Genomic DNA, 20,611 nt, shown 5'->3' on the forward strand with positions numbered 1-20,611 from the left:
GGGGCCGCGTCCGCGCGAGGGCGCTCTCCGTGCCCGGGCGCCGGGTGCGCCCCCAGTATCCTTCCGACTCCGCCGCGTGCACCAGTGACGCCGCGTCATGGCCTGGACCCGACAAACGTCACGGCCGGGTGGTGACGTGGTCCCACTGCCCCCGGAGCGCGACGACGGCTGCAATGGACACCAGTCCCCCGAACGCAGACCGATCGCCGCGAAGACCCTCTGGAGCCCGTCACCATGACGACCGACCGCGAAGGCCCGCCCCCCGTCCCCGGCGCCGAAGCCCCGCCCGCAGCCGCCGCCGACACCCGGGCCCCGGCGGGTTCGACGCCGGTCGCCGAACGCGCCCTGGCCCCGGACCTGGCCCGCGGCATGATGCTGCTGCTGATCGCGCTGGCCCACGTGCCGTGGTTCCTGTACCAGGCGCCCACCGGCCTGGCCATGCTGCACCCCGTCGACGGCGACCTCGCGGACAGGGTCGCGCAGTTCATGACGATCGTCGTCGTGGACGCCCGGACGCACACGATGTTCGGCTTCCTCTTCGCCTACGGCATCGGGCAGATGTACCGCCGGCAGAGGGCGCGCGGCACCGGCGGGAAGGAGGCCCACGGGCTGCTGCGCAGGCGCCACCTGTGGATGCTCGTCTTCGGCGCGGTGCACGCCGCCCTGCTGTGGCAGGGCGACATCCTGGGCACCTACGGCCTGATCGGGCTCGTCATGGTGCCGCTGTTCCTCAACCGCAGCGACCGCACCCTCAAGATCTGGCTGTCCGTCCTGCTGGCCCTGGGCGCCCTGGTCACCGTCGTCTCGGTGGCCTCGGTCCTCCTGGCGCCGGATGCGGTGTCCACGGCCGCGGCGACCGACATGCAAAGGGCCAGCATCGCCGAGACGGGCTACCTGCTCTCCGCCGTGTTCCGCCTCCCGGCCTGGTTCTTCGGGCTCTTCTCCGGCCTGTTCACCCTGGCCCTGCCGACGGTGTTCCTGATCGGCCTGCTCGCGGCGCGGCACCGGTTCCTGGAGGACCCGGCCCGACACCTGACGCTGCTGCGCCGGGTCGCGGTCCTGGGCATCTCCACGGGGTGGGCCGCCGGAGCGGTGCTGGGCCTCCAGCACGTGGGCGTCCTGGACGCCACCCACATCTCGGCGGTCTCCTCGGTGCACTTCTACACCGGGATCTTCACCGGGGTGGGCTACGCCGCGCTCTTCGGGCTCATCGCGCACCGGCTCTCCGCGCGGGGGACCCGGCGGTCCCTGCCGGTCCGGGCGCTGGTGTCCCTGGGGCGGCGCTCCCTGAGCGGCTACCTCGCCCAGTCGGTGGCCTTCGCCCCGTTCCTGGCCGCCTGGGGACTGGGCCTGGGTGTGCACCTGTCCAGCTGGTCGGCGGTGCTGGTGGCGGTGGGCACCTGGCTGCTGACCGTCGCGGCGGCGTTCTGGCTCGACCGCGCGGGCAGGCGCGGACCGGCGGAGGTCCTGCTGCGGAGGCTGACCTACCGCAAGCCGTGACGCGCTCCCGTGACGGGACGGTGCCACCGCCCCGGCACGACGCTTCCCCTCCCGCCTCCTGGCGCGGTGTCACTGGTGGCGCCCCGCGGCCGGGAGAACACCGAAAGACATGGTCCACCCGACGCCGCGGACGGACGCGAGGGCACGGCCCTCCCGTCTGCGGCCCCCGTCACCGGACACCGACGAGAGGGATGACATGGCGCTGCCCGACCTGGTCCCGGTCGAGGACTTCTGCGGTGCGCCGGAGCGCGCCGGTGCGACGATCTCGCCGGACGGCACCCGCATCGCCTGCCTGGCGCCGTGGAGGGACCGGCTCAACGTCTGGGTCCAGGGCCTCGACCCCTCCGGGGGTTTCGACGGAGAACCTGATCACCATGTTCGGCGCCATCGACCGCTTCCTCTCGCGCCACCTCGGCGGACGGTGAACCCGTGACCGGGCACGGTCGCGCCTTCGCCGGGGACGGGGACCAGGGGAGGGGTGAAGCCCCGCCCCGCCCTGGGCCTGGCCCGCGGCCGGTGGGGAAGACGCGGGCGCTCCGCATCCCGCCTCCCGTTTCCCGGGAGGCCGGGGACGCCGGTCAGTAGGGAACGCGGCTGCGCCCGACGAGGAACCACAGGATGGCCCCGATCAGGGGCGCGATGCAGACGAAGATGAGCCAGACGACCTTCATCGCCCCGTCCACCCGCGACGTGAGGATGCTGAACACCGCAGCGATGATCAGCACGACCGCAACCAGGGACACCACCACGAACCCGATCAGCAGGAGGATGGGGAGTCCGGTGGCGAGGAGGCCGGAGTCGTTCAGCGCCAGGAGTGGCATGTCGTTCCCTTTCGAGGTCCGGGTCGGGCGTCGTGTCCCCGTCCGGCCGCGGCGGATCCGCGGGCGGACGGGCTCCCGGCGGTCCGTCGGTGCGGGCCGACCGGGCGCCCCCGCGGGGACGAACACCAGACTAGGGGCGTGACCTGCGGGAGCGCATCCACCTGGGGAACCCACCGGGGCGGCTCCTAAGGCGGTGCGTCCCGGGGGCCCGGCGTCGCTTTGGTCGGTGCGCCGACCGACTTTCGTCGGTGCCTCCCGGTCCCGTGACACGGTGCCGCCGCCCTCCGCGGTCGGCGTGACCGTGCCGTTCGGGGGATGGGGTCGGGTCCGGGTGTTCACGGCCCTCCAGAGCGGAGCCGCGCAGTCGCGCGGCAGTGCGCGGTCATGTGCCGTGCGTCACTTCGGCTTGCGTTCCGGCGGCGCCGGGTAGAAATTGGGACGGACGTCCCAGTTTCTTGGCGGGGTGCTCCCCGGCCACGAATCCCGTACACGCGGAAGGACCCCTCCGTCATGCCCAATCCGTACGCGCGGATCTTCGCGGTGCGTGGAGCCAAGGGCTTCACCGCCGCCGGGCTCATCGGGCGCATGCCCGTGGCCATGACCAACGTCGGCATCATCACGATGCTGTCCACCACCCACGGCAGCTACGCCCTGGCAGGCGCCGTTGCCGCCACCTTCACCCTGTCCATGGCACTGATCACGCCGCAGGTCTCGCGTCTGGCCGACCGCCACGGCCAGCGCCGCGTCCTGCCCCCCGCTGCCGCCGTCAGCGTCGCGTCCCTGCTCCTGATGCTGCTGTGCGTGCGGTTCGACGCGCCGTACTGGGCACTCTTCGCGTTCGCGGTCCCCGCCGGGGCCATGCCGAACATGTCCGCGATGTCCCGCGCGCGCTGGACCGAGTTGCTGCGCGGCTCGCCCCGGCTGCACACCGCCTACTCCTTCGAGTCCGTGGCCGACGAACTCACCTTCATCACCGGCCCGGCGCTGTCGGTGGCGCTGAGCACCATGGCCTTCGCTCAGGCCGGTCCGCTGGCCGCCGCCGCCTTCCTGGCCCTGGGCGTCACCCTGTTCGTGGCCCAGCGCGGTACGGAGCCGCCGCTCCGGGCCGCCGAGCAGCAGGGGGACAAGGGCGCGACCGCGTTCAGCGGCACCCTCCTGGTCCTGGTCCTGACCCTGCTCGCGGGAGGCGTGATCGTCGGCGCGGTCGACGTGGTCGCGGTGGCCTTCGCGGAGTCGCTCGGCGTGACCAGCGCCACCGGCGTCGTGCTGTCGGCCTACGCGCTGGGGTCGGCGATCTCCGGTCTGACCTTCGGAGTGCTGAACCTGCCCTGGCGGCTCCACAGGATGCTGATCGTGGCCGTGGCCGGCACGTTCGCGACCACCCTTCCCCTCCTTGTGGTCGGTAGCATCTGGACCCTGTCCGTGGCCGTGTTCTTCGCGGGGATCTTCTTCGCCCCCACGATGATCCTGGTGATGACGCTGATCGAGCGGACCGTCCCGCCGTCCAGGCTGACGGAGGGCATGACCTGGGCCCTGACCGGTCTGACCATCGGTACCGCGATCGGCACCTTCTCCTCGGGTCTGGCGGTGGAGGAGAGCGGCGCCACGGGCGGCTTCCTCGTCGCGGTCGCGGCCGGCGCCCTCGCCCTGGTCCTGGCCCTGGCGTTCGCCCCGCTCCTGGGCCGGGTCCAGGAGCGGACCAGGCAGGCGCAGGAGGAGCAGGCCGCTGAGGGGGAGGCGGCCGGTGCCGCCGGGTGAGCGGGTTCCGGGGCCCGCACCGGCCTCCGCCCCGCGGCACACCCGTCCCGAACCGGAGGAGAAGCGTTGAAACACTCGGACGGACGCCGCCTGAAGGGCGAGCAGCGCCGCCAGGCCCTGATCGAGGCCACCCTGCGCGTCATCGAACGCGACGGGGTCGCCGGGGTCAGCCACCGCACGGTCTCCCAGGAGGCGGGGGTGCCCACCTCCGCGACCACCTACTACTTCACCGGTCTGGGAGACCTGCTGACCGAGGCCCTGACCAGTGTGATGGACGAGGACTCCGAGCGGATGCGCCGCATGTCCTCGGGCGGCGACCGCCGACGCGACCTGGCCGAGTTGTTGTCCAAGGTCGCCGCCGACCCGGGCCGCCTGCTGGCCGAGTACGAGCTGTTCCTGCTGGCCGCCCGCCAGCCCCACCTGCGCGGGGCCACGGACCGCTGGCTGGCCGCGGTCTCGGCCTTCGCACGGTGCTACACCGACGATCCCGTGCGGGTCCGGAACGTGGCGGCGGTCATCGACGGCATCCTCCTGCACACCCTGCTCAGCGACACCAAACCCGACGCCGACGAGTTCGCGGCCCTGCTGGAGGACGTCCTTCCGCACGCGCCCCGGACCCCTGAGCAGGCGTGACCCCGGGGCCGCCCCGGCCCGGCCCCGGCCGGGGCGGAGACTCCGCTTCGGCCGGGGCGGCCGTGTGCCGAAGAGCGGGACGGGGCCCGGATGCGGGCGCGGCTGCCGGGCGCACCCGTCCGGGAGGAGGGAGGGCTCAGGACGTCCGCGCGGGCGCCCGGCCCAGGAGGGCCGTGGCGAGCGCGCCCAGGGCCAGCGCGGCGGCTAGCCACAGGAGCGCGGTGCCGCCCGCGCCGTCCAGGACCAGACCGCCCACCAGCGCGCCGAGCGCGATGCTGCCGTTGAACACGCCGACGAACAGCGATGAGACGGCCTCGCGCTTCTCGGGGGCCGCGCGCATCATCCAGGTCTGGGCGCTGACGGACACCCCGCCGTAGGCCAGGCCCCACACGGCCATGAGCACCCCGGCACCCAGGACCGTGACGCCGATCCAGGGGAGGAGGAACACCGATCCGCCCAGGGCCGCGCCGAGCACCACGAGGGTGGCGCGCGGGGCCCGGACGGCGCGCGGGCCCGAGGCGAAGTTGCCGACGACGCCGGCCAGGCCGTAGACCAGCAGCATCGTGCCGACGAGCCCCGCACTGACGCCCGCCGTCGTCTCCAGGACGGGGCGGACGTAGGTGTAGGCGGCGAAGTGGCCGGTCACCAGCAGCACCGCCAGGAGCAGGCCGGTGGCCACCCGGGGGTTGCGCAGCAGGCCGGTCACCCCGCTCAGGCGGGCCGCCCGCTCGGAGGGCAGGCGCGGCAGCAGTACGACCATGGCGGCCGCGACGAGCAGGGCCAGCACCGCGAACGACACGAAGGCGGCGCGCCAGTCGGCCAGGGCCCCGATGTAGGCGCCCACCGGGACGCCGAACACCGAGGCGACGGCGATCCCGCTGAAGACGGTGGAGGTCGCCGACCCCACCGACCGCTCGGGCACCAGCCGGGGCGCGAGCCCCGCCGCCAGCGCCCAGACGCCGCCCATGCCCAGACCGACGAGCACGCGGGCCGTGACCATGACGGTGAAGTCCGGCGCCCAGGCCGACAACAGGTTGGCGGCGGCGAGCAGGAGCATGAGCGCCACGAGGACGACCTTGCGGTCGGCGCGGCCGATGAGGGTCGGGACGAAGGGCGCGGTGGCCGCCGCCACCAGGCCGGTGACGGTCAGGGTCAGACCGGCGGTGCCCTCCGTGACCTCCAGGGAGGCGCCCATGGGGGTCAGCAGCCCGACGGGCAGCATCTCGGTGGTGACGACGGTGAAGGTGCCGAGGGCCACCGCGACGACGGCGGACCACCCCCGGACGGGGGAGGACAGGGGCGGCGGGGTCCGCGGTGGCGGGACCTGCGGCGATGAGGCCTGTGGTGACGGGGTCGTGGACATGCTCAGAGTCAAGTGCCCTCCCGGTCGCCGAACAACGGCGAATCCCTCATACTTCGATCAGCCGGGCTCATCGATCCCGGAGTCCGCGGCCGCGGCGCCCGGGCACCGACGCCGGAAGGGGGGCGGCCGTGGCGCGTGAGATCGACTTCCACGAGATCGAGTGCTTCCTGGTGCTGGCCGAGGAGCTCCATTTCGGCCGTACCGGCGAACGCCTCCGCGTCTCCCAGAGCCGGGTCAGCCAGCTGATCCGCTCGCTGGAGGGCCGGGTCGGCGCACGCCTGGTGGAGCGCACCAGCCGCCGCGTCCGGCTGAGCGAGTTCGGCGCCGACTTCCTGGAGACCCTGCGCCCGTCCTACGGCGCGCTGGTCAGCGTGTTCGAGGACGCCCGAACCCGGGCGCGCTCCACGGTCGAACGGGTGCGGATCGGGTTCCAGGGGGCCGTCTACGAGCCGCTGGCACGGGCGCTCACCGTGTTCGGGCGGCGCAACCCGCTGGTCGCGGTCGACCTGGTGGAGATCCCGCTGGCCGACCCCTTCGGCGCGGTGCGGGAGGGCGGGGTGGACGCGGCCGTGGTCCTGACGCCCGTGCGGGAACCAGACCTGACCCTGGGCCTGACCTTCTCCCGGCAGCCGCAGACCCTGGCCCTGTCCAGCGCCCACCCGTTCGCCGGGCGGGACGGGATCGGCGCGGAGGAGCTGGCCCGTGTGCGGCTGGTCCCGCTGGCCGGGAAGGCGCCCGCGTACTGGCGGCACGTCAACTCGCCCCGTGTGACCCCGGGCGGCGCGCCCATCCCCCAGGAGGGAGGGGCGGGCACGCTCCAGGAGGGGTTGTCGCTGGTCGCGGCGGGTCGGGGCGCCCTGCTGGTGTGCGGAGCGGCCGCCGAGTACAACCGGCGGCCGGACGTGACCTACGTGCCGGTCACCGGGCTGGCCGCGTCGGAGCTGGGGCTGGTCTGGCGGACCGCGTCCCGGGGGACGCGGCTGGCGGCCTTCGCCGCCGTGCTGGCCGAGACGGCCGCCTGACCCCGGAGACGGACGGACGATCGCCTGGCCCGGGGACGACCGCCTCCGCGGTGCCCGGGTTCCGCGGGGGAGGGGCGTGTCGCCGACCCGCGGGCCCCCTCGGGCGCGGAGTAGCCTCGGCGGGGAGAGGGAGGACCACCATGACAGGACAGGGCAGGACACCAGGACCCGACCACCCCATCACCGTCGAACCCTCCGGCGCGCGCGTCGTCGCGCGGGTCGGGGACCGGGTCGTCGCCGACACCGAGGCCGCGCTGGTGCTGCGGGAGGCCGCCTACCCGCCGGTCCACTACGTTCCGCTCGCCGACGTGGACCCCGGAGTTCTGCGGCCGAGCCCGACCACGACCCACTGCCCCTACAAGGGGACCGCCACCTACCGCACCCTCGCGGTCGGGGAGGGTGAGGAGCTGGTCGACGCGGTGTGGGCGTACGAGGAGCCCTACCCGGCGGTCGCGGAGATCGCCGGGCACGTCGCCTTCCAGCCGGACAAGGTCCGGGTCACCGTCGAGTCCTGAACGGGCGGAGACCGCACCCCGGCGACGCAACGCGGCCGCTGACCGGCACCGGTCCGTCCGCTCGGCGGCACGGGTGGGCCCGACCCGCCCGAGGAGGCCCGGAGCGGCGGGGTGCGGTCGCCCCGGAGCCGTTAGTGTCGGGGCATGGCCTCTGATCCCACGGCGTCCTTCGCCCGCCCCCGGGTCGCCGCCGGCGCCCTGTTCTTCGACCACCTCGGCCGGGTGATGCTGGTGGTCCCCTCCTACAAGGACCACATGGAGATCCCCGGCGGCTACATGGAGCGCGGGGAGACGCCGAGCCGGGCCGCGGCGCGCGAGGTGAAGGAGGAGCTGGGGATCGTTCCGCCGATCGGACGCCTCCTGGCGGTGGACTGGGCGCCCACGCGTGCCGAGGGCGACAAGCAGCTGTTCGTCTTCGACGGGGGAGTGCTGGACCAGCAGTGGCTGGACCGGATCGTCCTCGACCCGGGCGAGCTCACCGGATTCGGGTTCCACGACGTGGGAGCGATCGCGCAGGTCACGATCCCTCCGCTGGTGCGCAGGGTCACCCAGGCCGTACGCGCCCGCCAGGAGGGCACGACGCTCTACCTGGAGAACGGCGAGCCCGTCCCGTAGACCCCTCCCGGCGGGGAGGCGAGGAGTGTGGACGAAGACGGTCCGCACCGGACGGCTGTGGGTCTGGCGGCGGCGCTGCGCGCACGTGTGGGCGTCGAGGCTCGGGCGTCCAGGACGCGGTCGGGTTCCGGCCAGCCGCGCCAGTGTGCGAACTCGGCGTGGACGGAGGCCGTGCCGTGCCCGTGGCCGCCGTCCGGGACCAGCTGTCGGAACACGCCCGTGACCCCGGCGGGGGACCACGCCCGGCGTTCCTCCGGAAGCCGCTGGTACCTGTCCCGCGCCTGCGGTTCGCGCTCCATGAACAGCAGGTGGTCCACCGGCATGCGCAGGGCGGGGGCTCGCCCCCGTGCGTCCCGGGTCGCCGCAGAGCCGAATCCAGCGGCCGACGGGGTGGGCGCGCATGTCGTCGGACGCCACCAGTGTTCTGGACACGCCCATGCGCGCGTTCTCTCCGCTGGGCGGCCCCGCGGCTCCTCGGGGCTCTGGGCCGTCACGGCAGAGGTTGACGAACTCGTGTTAGCGAGTAACACTTCTTGTGCCGGGGCCGGTCGGGGAGGGGCGGACATGGACCAGCGCACGCGCCGCAGGCAGCGCAACAGGGCCGCCATCCAGGAGGCCGCCCTGCGCCTGTTCGAGCGGCAGGGCTACGAGGCGACCACGGTCGCCCAGATCGCCCGTGAGGCGGGCGTCTCTCACATGACGTTCTTCCGCTGCTTCCCCTCCAAGGAGGACGTGGTCCTGCGGGACGAGTACGACCCGATGCTGGAGGAGCTGGTCCGCGAGCAGCCCGACACGCTCCCGGCCGTCGAGCGGATCCACCGGGCCACCCTGGTCGGACTCGGCCAGGTCTACGAGCACGGCCGGGAGGCGCTGTTCGCCCGGGCCAGCCTCCTGCTGTCCATCCCGGCCCTGCGCTCACGCGTCGGAGAGAACCTGGCCTCGGCGAGCACCGCCTTCGAACGCGGTCTGGCCCCGGCCCGGGGTGAGGCCCCCGGTCTGGCCCCGCCCGGAACCGAGCCGGACCCGGACCCGCCCGGCCCCGAGGCCCCTGCCCCCGCTCCGCCCTCGCCCGGGACCCAACCCGACCTGGAGACCAGGGCCGTCGCCGCCGCCTGCTCGGCGGCGCTGTCGGAGGCCGTCGTCGCCTGGGTCGACTCGGGCGGACAGGACGAACTCCCCGTACTCGTCGACCGGGCCTTCCTGGCCCTGCGCGCACTCTCACCCACCCGCCACCGATCCTGAGGACCCCCATGACCGACCAGGTCATCACCGTCGAGGACCTCTTGGTCCGCTACCCGAACGCCGACCGGCCCGCGGTCGCGGGGATGAGCTTCTCCGTGGCCCGCGGCGAGGTCTTCGGGTTCCTCGGCCCCAGCGGCGCCGGAAAGTCCACGACCCAGAAGGTGCTCACCCGGCTGCTGCGCCGCTACGAGGGCGAGGTGCGCGTCCTCGGGCAGCCGCTGCGCGACCGGGGCGCGGACTACTTCGAGCGCGTGGGCGTGGGCTTCGAGCTCCCGGCCGGGTTCGGCAAGCTCACCGCCCGCGAGAACCTCGCCGCCTTCGCCTCCCTGTACCGCGGACCCGTCGAGGACCCCGGCGAACTCCTGGCCCGGGTGGACCTGGCCGACGCGGCCGACCGCAGGGTCGACGACCTGTCCAAGGGCATGCGCATGCGGCTCAACCTGGCCCGGGCGCTGGTCAACAGACCCGAGCTCCTCTTCCTGGACGAGCCCACCTCGGGCCAGGACCCGGTGCGCTCCGCCCTGCTGCGGGAGGTCATCCGGGAGGCGGCCGACCGGGGGTGCACGGTCTTCCTCACCACGCACGACATGGTCACCGCCGACCTGCTGTGCGACCGGGTCGCCTTCGTGGCCGGGGGGCGGATCGCCGCCGTGGACACACCGCGCGACTTCAAGCTCCGCCACGGCCGACCCGGGCTCGTGGCCCGGGTGCGCGGACAGGCGCCAAGGGAGATGCCGATGGAGGCCCTGGCCGAGGACTCCGAACTCCTGGCGCTGCTGGGGCGGGGCGAGGTGGAGACGCTGCACACCCGCGAGGCCTCGCTGGACGAGGTCTTCGCGACGGTCACCCGGGAGAGGCTGTGAACCGCCTGCTCGCGGCCGCCGCGCTGGAGTCGCGGATCGGGCTGCGCTACGGCATCGTTCCCGTGGCCGCCGCCCTCTGCGCCGTGTGGACCCCGGTTCTGCTCGCGGTCCCCGCCGACGCGGCCGGGACGGTGGCGGCCTACCTGCTCTTCCTCGACACGGCGGGCTTCGGCGCGCTCTTCGCCGCGGCCCTGCTGCTCTTCGAACGCACCGAGGGAACGCGTTCGGCGCTGACGGTCACCCCGCTGCGCGCGGGGGAGGGGGTGGCGGCCCGGCTCGCGGTGCTCACCGCGCTGACGCTGCTCATCGCCGTGCCGATGCTCGCGGCGGCGCTGCGGGGCCGGTTCGCCGACCTCGCGCAGGCGCTGCCGCCGGTCCTGGGCGGGGTGGCGCTGACCTGCCTGCTGCTGCTCACCGTGTGCCTGGCGGTGGGCGCCCGCGCCCGGGACCTGTCGGGCTTCCTCCTGGCGGCCCCGCTCACCGTCGCGCCGCTGGTCCTGGTCCCCCTCGTGCACGTCAGCGGGATCCTGGAGCACCCGCTCCTGTACGCGGTCCCGACCACCGTCGGCGCCGACCTCATCCGCATGGGAACCGCGCCCGGCTCCCTCGACGCGTCCCCCGCCGCTCTGGCCGCGGGCACCGTCTACGCGACGGCGTGGGCGGCGGCCGGGGTGGTCGCCGCCTCCCGCGCGGTCGAGCGCGGAGCGGCCCCCGAGCCCCGGCGGCGGGCGAACGTCAGGGGCGCGAACGGCCAGGGCGCGACCGGACCCGTCCGGCCGGTCACCGGACGCGGCGGCCTCCCGGCGATCGCGCGCTTCGCCCGCGTCGACCTCTTCGGTACGGGGCGCGACCCCCTGCTGCTGCTCATGCTCGGCGCACCGGTGCTGCTGGCGCTGGTCATCCGCTTCGCCTTCCCGGCGGCCTCGGAGTTCGTCCTCGGCTCCTACGGGTTCGACCTCGCACCGCACACCCCCGTGGTCCTGGCGGCGCTGGTCCTGCTGCACGTGCCCATGATGTTCGGGGTGGTCGGCGGCCTGCGCGCCGTCGAGGACTCCGACGAGAACGTCCTGCTCGTGCTGCGCGCCTCGCCCGTGTCCGTGCCCGCCTACCTCGGCTACCGGACGGCCCTGGTCACCGCCCTGTCCCTGGCCGGGCTCGCCGCGGCACTCCCGCTGAGCGGGCTCATGGCCTCCGGGTGGTCCGCGCCGGTCGGGGTCGCCCTCGTGCTCGCGGCCCTGCAGGCACCCCTGCTGACGACGTCCATGACGGCTCTGGCGGCCAACAAGGTGGAGGCCCTGGTCGTGGTCAAGGGCATCGGCGCGTTCCTGGTCCTGACCCCCGTGGCGGCATGGGCCCTGCCCGCGCCCTGGAACCTCCTGCTGCTGCCGCTCCCGCCGTCCTGGCCCGCCCTGGCCCTGCCCGGCTACGACGCCGGACCGCTGGGACCGTGGCTGTGCCTGGCGGGCGGGATCCTGGTCGCCGCCGCCGCGCTGGCGTTCTTCCTGCGGCGCACCCTGCGGCGGATCGAGGGCGCGTAGGCGAACGCGCGGCCGGAGAGCGTCCCCTGCCCGCGGCGAGACCGCGGGCAGGGGACGCCGTCCTTCGGCCCCGGGACCTCCCGGGGCCGGGGGAGAGGCCATCCGGTTCCGTTCAGGAGGGCAGGTCGCGGCGGCGCAGCGCCCACAGCCCGACAGCGGTGAGCACCGCGGCCAGCGCCGTCAGCAGCGCGTAGGCGGCCGGGGTCTCCCGGTAGTACGGATTGACGTGGGCGAAGGGCGAGACCAGTACGAACACCACATCGGGCACCAGGCTCACCTTCACGGCGATCTCGGTCAGGATCCCGACGGACAGGAACCCCCAGCCCACCGCCGCGCACGCGCGCGGAACCGTCCCGTAGGCCAGGAGGGTGACGGCCACGACCACCCACACGGCCGGGGCCAGGGACAGCGTCAGCGCGGTGAAGCGCCCGACGTCGGCCCACACCCGCTCGCCGCCCAGACCCGCGCCCAGGCCCACGGCCGCGCCCAGGGCGGCCAGCAGGACCACGGGCGCGGCGAAGGCCGCCGCGGCGTGCGCCAGCGCCCAGGCCGTCCGGCCGGTCGGCCCGGCGAGCAGCAGCTCTCCCGTTCCGGCGTTCTCCTCGGTGCGCACGCGCAGGGCGGTGAGCACGGCGTGGGCCGCGACGGGGAACACGAAGGCGAAGACGACGTAGACGAAGAAGGTGTCGGCGGGCGCCACGCCCAGTTCGGCGGCCATCGCGCGCACCCACGGCATGTCGGCGTACTCGGCCATGGCCTCCGCGCCGGTGCGGCCCATCACCAGCCCCATGACCGCGAGGGCGGCCGTCCACACCAGCACGGAGCCGCGGTGCAGCCGCCAGACCAGGGCGGGCACCGACCGCAGCCACACGGCCGCCCGCACGGGGCCGCCCCGCCGGGAGAGCAGGGCGGATCCCAGGTCGCGCCGACCGGCGAGGGCGAACGCGGCCACGACGGTCAGCGCGATCCAGGCCAGGACCGGGAGCAGGGCCCACCACCGCTCGTCGGCGAAGGGGCGCACGTTCTCCAGCCATCCGTTGGGCACCGCCCACGTCAGCCACAGGGCGTCCCCGCCCGCCATGGCGCCCGTGCCGCGCACCATGTGCATGGCGTAGAACGCGCCCAGAGCCAGCCCCGCCGCGGTCCCCGGGCGGGTGGTGCACTGCACCGCGACGGCGGCCAGGCCCGCGCCCACCCCCGCCGCGGCGGCGGTGACCAGGGCCAGCGCCACCGAGCCCGCCACGGGCAGCCCCAGGGCGAGCAGGCCCGCCGCGACGACGGCCGCCAGTACGGCCGCCGAGGCCAGTACCACGGTGAGCGCGGCCGCCAGATCCGCGTGCCTGCCCAGCGGCGCGCCCCCGAGCAGTTCGCTCCGGCCCGAGGCCTCCTCGGCGCGGGTGCCGCGCACCACCAGCAGCACCGCGCCCAGGGCGGCGCACATGGTGGCGGCGGCGAACGCCTGCTGGGCGACCAGGGCCTCGGCGCTCGCGGCGAAGGCCCGTCCCTGGAACAGGACGAACACGGGCACGCTCTGGAGCTGCTCCCACCGCTCCTGGCGCGCCTCGGGGGTGGGGTAGGTGGCGTCGGCCGCCGCCGCGCCGCCCAGGGCGATACCGGCCGTGGCGGTCAGCCACACGGCGACCAGGATCCGGTCGCGGCGCAGGGACAGCCGCGCCAGGTGCCGCGTCCCGGTCGCTAGCGGGAAGGCCGGTCGGGGAGGCCGTGCGGCGACGGGCGCGCTCATCGGACCCGCTCCGGGTGTTCGCCGCCGCGCTCGACCGCGGTGTAGTGGCGCAGGAACAGCTCTTCCAGCGTGGGCGGCCGCACGGTCAGGTCGCGCACCCCCAGCCCGGCCAGTCGCGCGCACAGGGGCTCCAGCCCCGAAGGTTCGGCGTGCAGGCGTACGCGTGAGCCCTCCACCGCCAGGTCGTGCACACCGGGCAGGGCGGCGAGCCCGTCGGGGGACCCGGTGAGTTCGGCGGTCACGGTCAGACGGGACAGGTGGCGCAGCTCGTCCAGGGTCCCGCTCTCCACCGTGCGTCCGGCCCGGATGATGCTGACCCGGTCGCAGAGCGCCTCCACCTCGGACAGAACGTGGCTGGAGAGCAGGACGGTGCGGCCCCGGGCCCTCTCCTCGGCGACGGCGTGGCGGAAGACCTCCTCCATGAGCGGGTCCAGACCCGACGTGGGCTCGTCCAGGACCAGGAGTTCGGTGTCGGCGGCCAGCGCGGCCACCAGCACGACCTTCTGCCGGTTGCCCTTGGAGTAGGCGCGGCCCCGGGTGCGCAGGTCCAGCTCGAAGCGGTCCACGAGTGCGTCGCGGCGCCGCTGGTCGGTCCCGCCGCGCACGCGGCCGAGCAGGTCGAGGACCTCCCCGCCGGAGAGCCCCGGCCACAGGGCGACGTCGCCCGGGACGTAGGCCAGTCGGCGGTGCAGGACGGCGGCGTCCCGCCAGGGGTCGCCGCCGAGCAGGCGCGCGGTGCCGGAGTCGGCCCGGGCCAGTCCGAGCAGGACGCGGATCGCCGTCGTCTTGCCCGCGCCGTTGGGCCCGAGGAAGCCGTGGACCTCCCCGGTTCGTACGCGCAGGTCCAAGCCGTCCAGGGCCCTGGTGGGCCCGAAGCGCTTGGTCAGGCCCGCGACATGGATCGCGTCCGTCATGGTTCTTCTCCCGGGGGGTCGGAGTCGGGTTCGGGGTGGGGGAGGGCGTCGGCGATCCGCCGTCCCTGCTCGCCGGAGAAGAAGTCGGCCATGGCGGTGTAGACCCCTGCCATGGCCGCGCCGACGCGCGGAGCGTGCTCGGGATCGAGCGAGTCGGCCGCCATGCGGCGGGACAGGTGGAGGTGCAGGACGAGCGTTCCCAGGTGCATGGCGCCCATGACCGCGGCGGTGTCCCGTGTGATCCGTGCTCCCGGCGGATAGCGGTCGGGCCAGTGCTCGCTGAGGAAGCGCTCGGCGAAGTCGGCGCCGGTGTCGAAGAACTCCGAGGCCGAGTCGGACCCCTCCACCAGGGCTCGGGCGAGGTAACGGGTGCTGGTGTGGCTGGCCCGGTACATCGCCGCCCCGAACCCGGGGGCGGCCGCGTCCTCGCCCAGACTGCTGCGGGCCTGTTCGAGCAGGGTGCCGATGGCGTACGCGTCGCAGGCCGCGCGCAGGCCCTCCTTGGAGCCGAAGTGGTGGCGGATCAGGCCGGTGGACACGCCCGCCTCGGCGGCGATGGCCTGGACGGTGGCGCCCTTGACCCCGCGGTCGGCGAAGACCGCCAGGGCGGCGTCGCGGATGCGCGCCCGCCCGGTGAGGTCCTCGTTGGGCGGCGGTGGTGTGGAGCTCATGTCGTCAGACTACACGTTCATGTAGCGAACTACACGTTCGTGTAGCACTTTTTGCCCAGGGCCGACCGACTGATGTGAAGGCGGGTGACTTCCGTGCTCTGAGGGCCCTCGGTGCTTCCTGGCCGGACTGGTCGCACGCGGGGCGAGGGGACCGGACGCGGGCCGCGGGGCTTCCCGGCCGCACGACCGCACACGGGACGGCGTGGGGAGGGCCCGGAACAGCGAGGGGCGTGCACGGGACGGGGGATCGCGTAGGGGGGGCGGCGGGAACCGGGTGCGGGACGACGGTGACCGGGAGCGGGACACGGGGGACGGCACCGCCGTCTCCCCGTCCCGGCCCGACGGGCACGGCGCGGGCCCCGCACCCCTTCGCGGGGTCCCGCGCCGCGGACCCTAGACCGGCTGGTCGAAGCGGGGCGTGCGCGCGAACAGGTCGGTCACCTCGCCCGTCACCTCGAAGGGGGCCGTGCCGCGGCGGAAGACGATCGCCGGGCCCGGCGCGTCCGGCTGCACCGCGGCGCCGCCCACGGTCGCGCGGACCACGTCCGACCCCGCGCCCCGCACGCGCAGGTGCGTCCCCTCGCGCAGGCCGAGGACGTCCACGTCGTTGGCCTCCAGGAACTCCGTCAGCCGGGTCTCACGGGTCTCGCCCTGGTGCGTGGACCGGGGGTCGGCGTCCAGGTAGTGCGGGTTGATCTGGAACGGGACGAAGCCCAGCGCGGTGAAGGACGACGGCTCCACGATGGGCATGTCGTTGGTGGTGCGCAGCGTGGGAGCGGTGATGTTGGTGCCCGCGCTCGCCCCCATGTAGGGCAGCCCGGCCAGGACGCGGTCGCGCAGGTCCTCCAGGAGCCCGGTGCGCTGGAGGGCGGCCACGAGGCGGAACGTGTTGCCCCCGCCCACGAAGACGGCCTGCGCCTCGTCCAGGACCCGCGCGGCCCCGGCGTCCGCCGGGACCCCCGTCACGCGGACCCCGCGCGCCGCGAAGGCCTCGGCCACCCGCGCGGTGTAGGCGCCGTGGTCGCCTCCCGCGAACGGCACGAACGCCACGGTGTCGCGGCCGTCGAGGAAGGCCTCCACATCCCCCCAGGCGTGGTCGAGGTAGCCCCGGCCGTGGTTGGTCGAGTTGGAGAAGAGCAGCAGCTCGGGCATGGTCCCCCTTCAGGGAGCGGTCGGGCGCGGGGAGGGGCGGGAGCCGTGCCCCCGCCTCCAGTTGCGCGTGGGCGGTGCCGGGCGGCGGTTGGACAGCAGCCCGGTGAGACCGTCGGCCGCGGCGCGCAGCGGCGCCAGGTGGTCGAGCAGGTCGTCGTCGTGGTCGGAGTGCTTGTTCTCCACCAGAGTCACGGAGCCGACCGGGCGCTTGCCGCCGAACACGGGGACGGCCAGCGCGCGGGACGCGGCGTCGTACTCGCCCTGGGAGAGCGCGTAGCCCTGCTCGACGGCCTCGTCGAAGAGCTCCTCGACCTGCTGCTCGTCGAAGGGCGTGAGGTCGGAGAAGCGGGCGGAGGGGCGCCCCGCCAGCAGGGCCCTGCGCTCCGCCGGGTCCAGGAAGGCGAAGTAGGCCCGGGAGGTGGCCCCGGCGTGGGCGGGGTAGAGCTCGTCGAGGAAGGGGTGGGAGCGGCGCGGGCCCTCCGAGCCGCCGACCGCGGCGATGCAGCGCACGTGCGCGCCGTCGGGGACGCAGAACAGGCAGGTGCGGCCGCTGGAGCGGGCCAGATCGGCGAGCAGGGGCTCGGCCAGGACGGAGAGGCCGCCCGAGCGCTCCCACAGCCCGGCCATGCGCCACATGGCGGGGCCCATGCTGTAGCGGCGCGTGTCGGGGTCGGCGCGCAGGAACCCCTTGCCCGCCAGGGAGGCCAGGAGGCGCTGGGCGGTCGACTTCGACAGGCCGAACTCGGCGGCGAGTTCGAGGACGCCCCAGCTCGTGCGGTACTCGTCGAAGCTGAGGAGGACGTCGAGCGCCCGGTCGACCGTCTGGAGCGGGCCGGTGCGTTCCGTGGAACCGGTGGACATGGAAGCCCACCCTACGTGCAGCGCAGGGACCGGCACCCCGGCTCCGGGGATCGAAATGTGATCTTAACTCCCACATAGTGGGAAACCTTTGCTCCGGCGGGTGAACGGAAGGCAGCCTGGGCGTGACGGGCCAGGACGCGGCAGCCGCGCACCGCAGGCCTTTGACCAGCGACACTCCGTCCTCGACGGACGTGAGTCATCCCCGAAGGACACACATGGAACCGTCGGCACCTGGTTCGTCCACCGAACCGCAGACCCCGGGAAACGCCCGCCACCCGCGCGCGTTCGAACCCGTCGTCGTCATCGTCACCGTCCTGGTGAGCCTCCTCGGGGCGGTGATCGGCATTCACATGATCACGACGCTCGGGGTCTCGCCCAACACCAGCGTCATCGGCGCGGTCGTGGCCATGCTCATCGGCCGAATCGGGTTCCTGGGGCTGCGCTCGATGCGCGACACCCACCGGCAGAACCTCATCCAGTCCTCGATCTCCGGCGCGACCTTCGCCTCGGCGAACTCCCTGCTCACCCCGATCGCCATCCCCTTCCTCTTCGGCCGCCCCGACCTGGTGTGGCCGATGCTGCTGGGCGCGTCCCTGGGCCTGCTCATCGACGTGTTCGTGCTGTACAAGGCGTTCGGCTCCCGGTTCCTGCCCGCCGACGCGGCCTGGCCGCCCGGGGTGGCGGCCGCCGAGACCATCAAGGCGGGTGACCGGGGCGGACGCCATGCGGCCATCCTGGTGGGCGGCGGCGCGGTCGGGCTCGGCGCGTCCTTCCTGGGCATGCCGATGTCGGCGGCGGGCATCGCCATGATCGGCAACGTCTGGGCCCTGCTCATGTTCGCCGTGGGCCTGCTCGTCGCCCAGTACTCCCCGGCGGTCATCGGGATCGACCTCAACTCCGTCTACGTGCCGCACGGCGTCATGATCGGCGCGGGCGTGGTCGCGCTGGCGCAGATCGTGGTCATCCTCGCCGGCCGCCAGAGCCGCCGGGAGAGGGAGCGCGAGGCCGCCCGCGACCGCGCCGCCCAGGACGACCCGTCCCTGGCCTACACGGTGGACCGCGCCACCCTGGGCCGGGCCCTGGGCTCGGGCTACGTGCTGTTCGCCCTCGGCGCCCTCGTGCTCGCGGTCACCGGCGGGATCTGGGCGGACATGAGCTGGCTGGGCATCCTCGGATTCGTCCTGTTCGCCGCCGTGGCCGCCCTGGTCCACGAACTCATCGTCGGCCTGGCCGCCATGCACGCGGGCTGGTTCCCCGCCTTCGCGGTCACCCTCATCTTCCTCATCCTCGGCCTGGCGCTGGGCATCCCCGGGGTGCCGCTGGCCCTGCTCGTGGGCTACTGCGCGGCCACCGGCCCCGCCTTCGCGGACATGGGCTACGACTTCAAGGCCGGGTGGGTGCTGCGCCGCGACCGCCGCCCCTACACCGCCTACGAGCTCGACGGACGCCGCCAGCAGCTCATCTCCTCCATGATCGGGTTCGCCGTCGCCATCGGCATGGTCGCGCTGCTCTGGCAGGGCCTGTTCGAGGACGGTGCCGTGCCGCCCACCTCGATCGTCTACGCCGACACCATCAAGGCCGGGCTGAGCGACCCCTCCGTCCTGCTCCAGCTCGCCCTGTGGGCCGTGCCCGGCGCGATCGTGCAGCTCCTGGGCGGCCCCCGGCGCCAGATGGGCGTCCTGCTCGCCACCGGCCTGCTCGTGGCCACGCCCAACGCAGGATGGCTCGTCCTGGCCGGGCTGGCGATCCGCCTGGTGTGGGAGCGCCGCCGCGGCGAGAAGGGCGAGCAGGAGATCGCCCTGGTCGGCGCCGGACTCATCGCCGGGGACTCCGTCCACTCCGTCGGCACCATCTTCAGCCGCTGAACCCGGGAGGAACCATGACACGACTCGGAGTCGTCACCATCGGCCAGGCGCCGCGCACGGACCTGACCCCGGAGATCACCGCCCTGGTGCCCGAGGCCACCGTGGTCGAGCGGGGCGTCCTGGACGGCCTCACCCGCGCCCAGATCGAGGCGCGGCCACTCGCCCCCGACGACCACGCCCTCACCACCCGCCTCGCCGACGGCACCTCCGTCGTCCTGGGCGAGTCCCTGGTCATGGAGCGCCTGCCGGGACTGCTCGCCGACCTGGAACACGAGGTGGACGCGGTGCTGCTCGCCTGCACCGGCGCCTTCCCGGAGCTGGAGCACACCAAGCCGCTCTTCGTGCCCGACCGGATGATCGCCTTCGGGGCCGCGGCCCTGCTCGGCGACACCGGGCGCCTGGGCGTCGTGTGCCCCCTGCCCGAGCAGAGGCGCGACACCGAGGCCAAGTTCGGCCGCCGCCTGCCCGCCGGGTCCCGGGTGCTCACCGACGTGTGCTCCCCCTACACCGGAACTTCCGACGACCTCGCCGCCGCCGCGCGGCGCCTGGCCGACGCCGGAGCCGACCTCCTGGCCCTGGACTGCGTCGGCTACACCGAGCGGATGCGCGCCCGCGCGGCCGCGGCCTCGGGCCTTCCGGTGGTCCTGGCCCGGTCGGTGTGCGTGCGCCTGGCCTCGGAGGTCCTGGACTCGCTCGGCGCGCGGACGGAGGCGGCCGTATGAGGATCGGCGTCATCCGGGTGGTCACCACCGACGACCAGGAGCAGCTCGACGCGCACGGCCGCGTCATCCGCGGGGAGCTCGGCGTGGACACCGTCTCGCGGTGCCTGCCCGACCAGCCCGACGGCGTGCACGACGACACGACCTTCACGCTCGCCTCGGCCAAGGTCGCCGACCTGGCCGCGGGCATGGAACGCGAGGACGGCGTCGACGCGCTGCTCGTCAGCTGCGCCGCCGACCCGGGTCTGGCCCGGGCCCGCGCCGCGGTCGGCGTTCCCGTCGTCGGCGCGGGGGAGGCCGCGGCCCGCCGGGCCCTGGAACTGGGCTCGAAGGTCGGCGTCCTGGACCTGACCACCCGCACCCCGGACTCGGTCACCTCCGTGCTCGGGTCCGCCCTCGTCGCCGCGCTCGTGCCCGAGGGCGTGCGCCGGACCCACGACCTGCGCACCGACGCGGGCCTGGCCGCCTCGGTCCGGGCCGCCGAACGCCTGGTCGCCATGGGCGCGGACACCCTGATGTTCGCCTGCACCGGCATGACCACCATCGGCCTGGCCGCCCGCCTCACCGACCGGGTCGGCGTCCCCGTCGTGGACGCCGTCCGCGCCGGGGCGCGCGCCGCCGTGCGCGCGGCGGAGGGCGCGGCGGAGGGCGCGGCCCGGGGCTGAGTCCGAAACCGCGACAACACGGCGGCGCGACAAGCCGTGTCGCCCGCGAGCACAGGCCGCGCGGCGACCACACGAACGACCGCCCCGGCCGGGGCGCCGACCGCGGCGCCCGGCCGGACCGGGCGGTCCACCACCTGAGAGAGGGAACCC

The 20,611-nt window shown here is 74.6% G+C and carries 21 protein-coding genes; 13 read left to right on the forward strand and 8 right to left on the reverse strand.

All coding sequences use genetic code 11. From position 1 onward, the window contains the following. The first annotated feature begins 234 nt into the window (after nucleotides 1–234). On the forward strand, nucleotides 235–1,500 hold the full coding sequence (locus tag HGB44_RS14485; protein WP_061078781.1) for a DUF418 domain-containing protein: 1,266 nt from the start codon (nucleotides 235–237) through the stop codon (nucleotides 1,498–1,500). Between the two features lie 196 nt (nucleotides 1,501–1,696). Then, nucleotides 1,697–1,933 (forward strand): hypothetical protein, encoded by a 237-nt coding sequence (locus HGB44_RS14490; protein ID WP_168444020.1) that lies wholly within the window; start codon nucleotides 1,697–1,699, stop codon nucleotides 1,931–1,933. A 145-nt stretch (nucleotides 1,934–2,078) separates the two neighbouring features. Here HGB44_RS14490 and HGB44_RS14495 read toward each other — a convergent pair whose 3' ends face one another. Beyond that, a complete protein-coding gene (locus tag HGB44_RS14495; RefSeq protein ID WP_061078783.1) occupies nucleotides 2,079–2,321 on the reverse strand; it encodes a PLDc N-terminal domain-containing protein in 243 nt (80 codons plus the stop codon). Nucleotides 2,322–2,831: 510 nt separating this feature from the next. Here HGB44_RS14495 and HGB44_RS14500 point away from each other — a divergent pair. Both HGB44_RS14500 and HGB44_RS14505 read left to right on the forward strand, forming a co-directional pair. Next, nucleotides 2,832–4,079, forward strand: coding sequence for an MFS transporter (locus tag HGB44_RS14500; RefSeq protein ID WP_061078784.1), 1,248 nt, complete (start codon nucleotides 2,832–2,834; stop codon nucleotides 4,077–4,079). A 120-nt stretch (nucleotides 4,080–4,199) separates the two neighbouring features. Then, nucleotides 4,200–4,712 (forward strand): TetR/AcrR family transcriptional regulator, encoded by a 513-nt coding sequence (locus HGB44_RS14505; RefSeq protein WP_061078848.1) that lies wholly within the window; start codon nucleotides 4,200–4,202, stop codon nucleotides 4,710–4,712. Between the two features lie 136 nt (nucleotides 4,713–4,848). Here the strand turns inward: HGB44_RS14505 and HGB44_RS14510 are convergent, their stop codons facing one another. After that, entirely contained in the window at nucleotides 4,849–6,075 is a 1,227-nt protein-coding gene (locus HGB44_RS14510) for an MFS transporter (RefSeq protein ID WP_231972246.1), read from the reverse strand. A 128-nt stretch (nucleotides 6,076–6,203) separates the two neighbouring features. On the opposite strand from HGB44_RS14510, the gene HGB44_RS14515 reads away from it, so the two are divergent. The 3 genes from HGB44_RS14515 (at nucleotide 6,204) to HGB44_RS14525 (ending at nucleotide 8,227) form a co-directional block, all read left to right on the forward strand. Next, a complete protein-coding gene (locus HGB44_RS14515) occupies nucleotides 6,204–7,097 on the forward strand; it encodes a LysR family transcriptional regulator (protein WP_061078785.1) in 894 nt (297 codons plus the stop codon). Between the two features lie 140 nt (nucleotides 7,098–7,237). Beyond that, a complete protein-coding gene (locus HGB44_RS14520) occupies nucleotides 7,238–7,612 on the forward strand; it encodes a DUF427 domain-containing protein (protein WP_061078786.1) in 375 nt (124 codons plus the stop codon). A 144-nt stretch (nucleotides 7,613–7,756) separates the two neighbouring features. Beyond that, nucleotides 7,757–8,227 (forward strand): NUDIX domain-containing protein, encoded by a 471-nt coding sequence (locus tag HGB44_RS14525; protein WP_061078787.1) that lies wholly within the window; start codon nucleotides 7,757–7,759, stop codon nucleotides 8,225–8,227. Here the strand turns inward: HGB44_RS14525 and HGB44_RS31935 are convergent. Then, nucleotides 8,197–8,550, reverse strand: coding sequence for a hypothetical protein (locus HGB44_RS31935; RefSeq protein WP_231972248.1), 354 nt, complete (start codon nucleotides 8,548–8,550; stop codon nucleotides 8,197–8,199). The genes HGB44_RS14525 and HGB44_RS31935 overlap by 31 nt on opposite strands. A 241-nt stretch (nucleotides 8,551–8,791) precedes the next feature. Between HGB44_RS31935 and HGB44_RS14535 the strand changes: the two genes are divergently transcribed. The 3 genes from HGB44_RS14535 to HGB44_RS14545 are packed head-to-tail and all read left to right on the forward strand — an operon-like array spanning nucleotide 8,792 to nucleotide 11,870. Beyond that, entirely contained in the window at nucleotides 8,792–9,469 is a 678-nt protein-coding gene (locus HGB44_RS14535; RefSeq protein ID WP_061078788.1) for a TetR/AcrR family transcriptional regulator, read from the forward strand. A gap of 8 nt (nucleotides 9,470–9,477) precedes the next feature. Continuing rightward, on the forward strand, nucleotides 9,478–10,332 hold the full coding sequence (locus HGB44_RS14540) for an ABC transporter ATP-binding protein (protein ID WP_061078789.1): 855 nt from the start codon (nucleotides 9,478–9,480) through the stop codon (nucleotides 10,330–10,332). Beyond that, nucleotides 10,329–11,870, forward strand: a complete 1,542-nt coding sequence (locus HGB44_RS14545; RefSeq protein ID WP_061078790.1) for a fluoroquinolone export ABC transporter permease subunit — start codon at nucleotides 10,329–10,331, stop codon at nucleotides 11,868–11,870. Before HGB44_RS14540 ends, HGB44_RS14545 begins: the two co-directional genes overlap by 4 nt. Nucleotides 11,871–11,982: 112 nt before the next feature. Here the strand turns inward: HGB44_RS14545 and HGB44_RS14550 are convergent, their stop codons facing one another. The 5 genes from HGB44_RS14550 to HGB44_RS14570 form a co-directional block, all read right to left on the reverse strand. Then, nucleotides 11,983–13,614, reverse strand: a complete 1,632-nt coding sequence (locus HGB44_RS14550) for an antibiotic ABC transporter (protein ID WP_061078791.1) — start codon at nucleotides 13,612–13,614, stop codon at nucleotides 11,983–11,985. Then, a complete protein-coding gene (locus HGB44_RS14555; RefSeq protein WP_061078792.1) occupies nucleotides 13,611–14,528 on the reverse strand; it encodes an ABC transporter ATP-binding protein in 918 nt (305 codons plus the stop codon). Before HGB44_RS14555 ends, HGB44_RS14550 begins: the two co-directional genes overlap by 4 nt. Further along, complete coding sequence (locus tag HGB44_RS14560) at nucleotides 14,525–15,199, reverse strand: TetR/AcrR family transcriptional regulator (protein WP_061078793.1); 675 nt, start codon at nucleotides 15,197–15,199, stop codon at nucleotides 14,525–14,527. Before HGB44_RS14560 ends, HGB44_RS14555 begins: the two co-directional genes overlap by 4 nt. 393 nt (nucleotides 15,200–15,592) lie before the next feature. Continuing rightward, the gene (pepE, locus tag HGB44_RS14565; RefSeq protein ID WP_061078794.1) at nucleotides 15,593–16,351 is read right to left on the reverse strand and encodes a dipeptidase PepE; all 759 of its coding nucleotides are present in this window, start codon (nucleotides 16,349–16,351) and stop codon (nucleotides 15,593–15,595) included. 9 nt (nucleotides 16,352–16,360) lie between these two features. Next, complete coding sequence (locus HGB44_RS14570) at nucleotides 16,361–17,212, reverse strand: IclR family transcriptional regulator (protein ID WP_061078795.1); 852 nt, start codon at nucleotides 17,210–17,212, stop codon at nucleotides 16,361–16,363. A 215-nt stretch (nucleotides 17,213–17,427) separates the two neighbouring features. Here HGB44_RS14570 and HGB44_RS14575 point away from each other — a divergent pair, with 215 nt between their 5' ends. Genes HGB44_RS14575 through HGB44_RS14585 form a run of 3 tightly spaced genes read left to right on the forward strand, consistent with a single transcriptional unit; the run spans nucleotide 17,428 to nucleotide 20,461 of the window. Continuing rightward, nucleotides 17,428–19,077, forward strand: a complete 1,650-nt coding sequence (locus HGB44_RS14575) for an OPT/YSL family transporter (RefSeq protein WP_061078796.1) — start codon at nucleotides 17,428–17,430, stop codon at nucleotides 19,075–19,077. A gap of 14 nt (nucleotides 19,078–19,091) precedes the next feature. After that, nucleotides 19,092–19,799 (forward strand): AroM family protein, encoded by a 708-nt coding sequence (locus tag HGB44_RS14580; protein ID WP_061078797.1) that lies wholly within the window; start codon nucleotides 19,092–19,094, stop codon nucleotides 19,797–19,799. Next, nucleotides 19,796–20,461, forward strand: coding sequence for an aspartate/glutamate racemase family protein (locus HGB44_RS14585; RefSeq protein WP_061078798.1), 666 nt, complete (start codon nucleotides 19,796–19,798; stop codon nucleotides 20,459–20,461). Before HGB44_RS14580 ends, HGB44_RS14585 begins: the two co-directional genes overlap by 4 nt. Nucleotides 20,462–20,611 lie beyond the last annotated feature (150 nt).

Source organism: Nocardiopsis alborubida, assembly GCF_012396365.1.
GTDB lineage: Bacteria > Actinomycetota > Actinomycetes > Streptosporangiales > Streptosporangiaceae > Nocardiopsis > Nocardiopsis alborubida.

What these genes read in the sequence shown, in the direction of transcription:
- HGB44_RS14485 (WP_061078781.1), top strand. Translation starts at nt 235, where the DNA reads ATGACGACCGACCGCGAAGGCCCGCCCCCCGTCCCCGGCGCCGAAGCC.
- HGB44_RS14490 (WP_168444020.1), top strand. Translation starts at nt 1,697, where the DNA reads ATGGCGCTGCCCGACCTGGTCCCGGTCGAGGACTTCTGCGGTGCGCCG.
- HGB44_RS14495 (WP_061078783.1), bottom strand. Translation starts at nt 2,321, where the DNA reads ATGCCACTCCTGGCGCTGAACGACTCCGGCCTCCTCGCCACCGGACTC.
- HGB44_RS14500 (WP_061078784.1), top strand. Translation starts at nt 2,832, where the DNA reads ATGCCCAATCCGTACGCGCGGATCTTCGCGGTGCGTGGAGCCAAGGGC.
- HGB44_RS14510 (WP_231972246.1), bottom strand. Translation starts at nt 6,075, where the DNA reads ATGTCCACGACCCCGTCACCACAGGCCTCATCGCCGCAGGTCCCGCCA.
- HGB44_RS14520 (WP_061078786.1), top strand. Translation starts at nt 7,238, where the DNA reads ATGACAGGACAGGGCAGGACACCAGGACCCGACCACCCCATCACCGTC.
- HGB44_RS14525 (WP_061078787.1), top strand. Translation starts at nt 7,757, where the DNA reads ATGGCCTCTGATCCCACGGCGTCCTTCGCCCGCCCCCGGGTCGCCGCC.
- HGB44_RS31935 (WP_231972248.1), bottom strand. Translation starts at nt 8,550, where the DNA reads ATGCCGGTGGACCACCTGCTGTTCATGGAGCGCGAACCGCAGGCGCGG.
- HGB44_RS14535 (WP_061078788.1), top strand. Translation starts at nt 8,792, where the DNA reads ATGGACCAGCGCACGCGCCGCAGGCAGCGCAACAGGGCCGCCATCCAG.
- HGB44_RS14540 (WP_061078789.1), top strand. Translation starts at nt 9,478, where the DNA reads ATGACCGACCAGGTCATCACCGTCGAGGACCTCTTGGTCCGCTACCCG.
- HGB44_RS14550 (WP_061078791.1), bottom strand. Translation starts at nt 13,614, where the DNA reads ATGAGCGCGCCCGTCGCCGCACGGCCTCCCCGACCGGCCTTCCCGCTA.
- HGB44_RS14555 (WP_061078792.1), bottom strand. Translation starts at nt 14,528, where the DNA reads ATGACGGACGCGATCCATGTCGCGGGCCTGACCAAGCGCTTCGGGCCC.
- HGB44_RS14560 (WP_061078793.1), bottom strand. Translation starts at nt 15,199, where the DNA reads ATGAGCTCCACACCACCGCCGCCCAACGAGGACCTCACCGGGCGGGCG.
- pepE (WP_061078794.1), bottom strand. Translation starts at nt 16,351, where the DNA reads ATGCCCGAGCTGCTGCTCTTCTCCAACTCGACCAACCACGGCCGGGGC.
- HGB44_RS14570 (WP_061078795.1), bottom strand. Translation starts at nt 17,212, where the DNA reads ATGTCCACCGGTTCCACGGAACGCACCGGCCCGCTCCAGACGGTCGAC.
- HGB44_RS14575 (WP_061078796.1), top strand. Translation starts at nt 17,428, where the DNA reads ATGGAACCGTCGGCACCTGGTTCGTCCACCGAACCGCAGACCCCGGGA.
- HGB44_RS14580 (WP_061078797.1), top strand. Translation starts at nt 19,092, where the DNA reads ATGACACGACTCGGAGTCGTCACCATCGGCCAGGCGCCGCGCACGGAC.
- HGB44_RS14585 (WP_061078798.1), top strand. Translation starts at nt 19,796, where the DNA reads ATGAGGATCGGCGTCATCCGGGTGGTCACCACCGACGACCAGGAGCAG.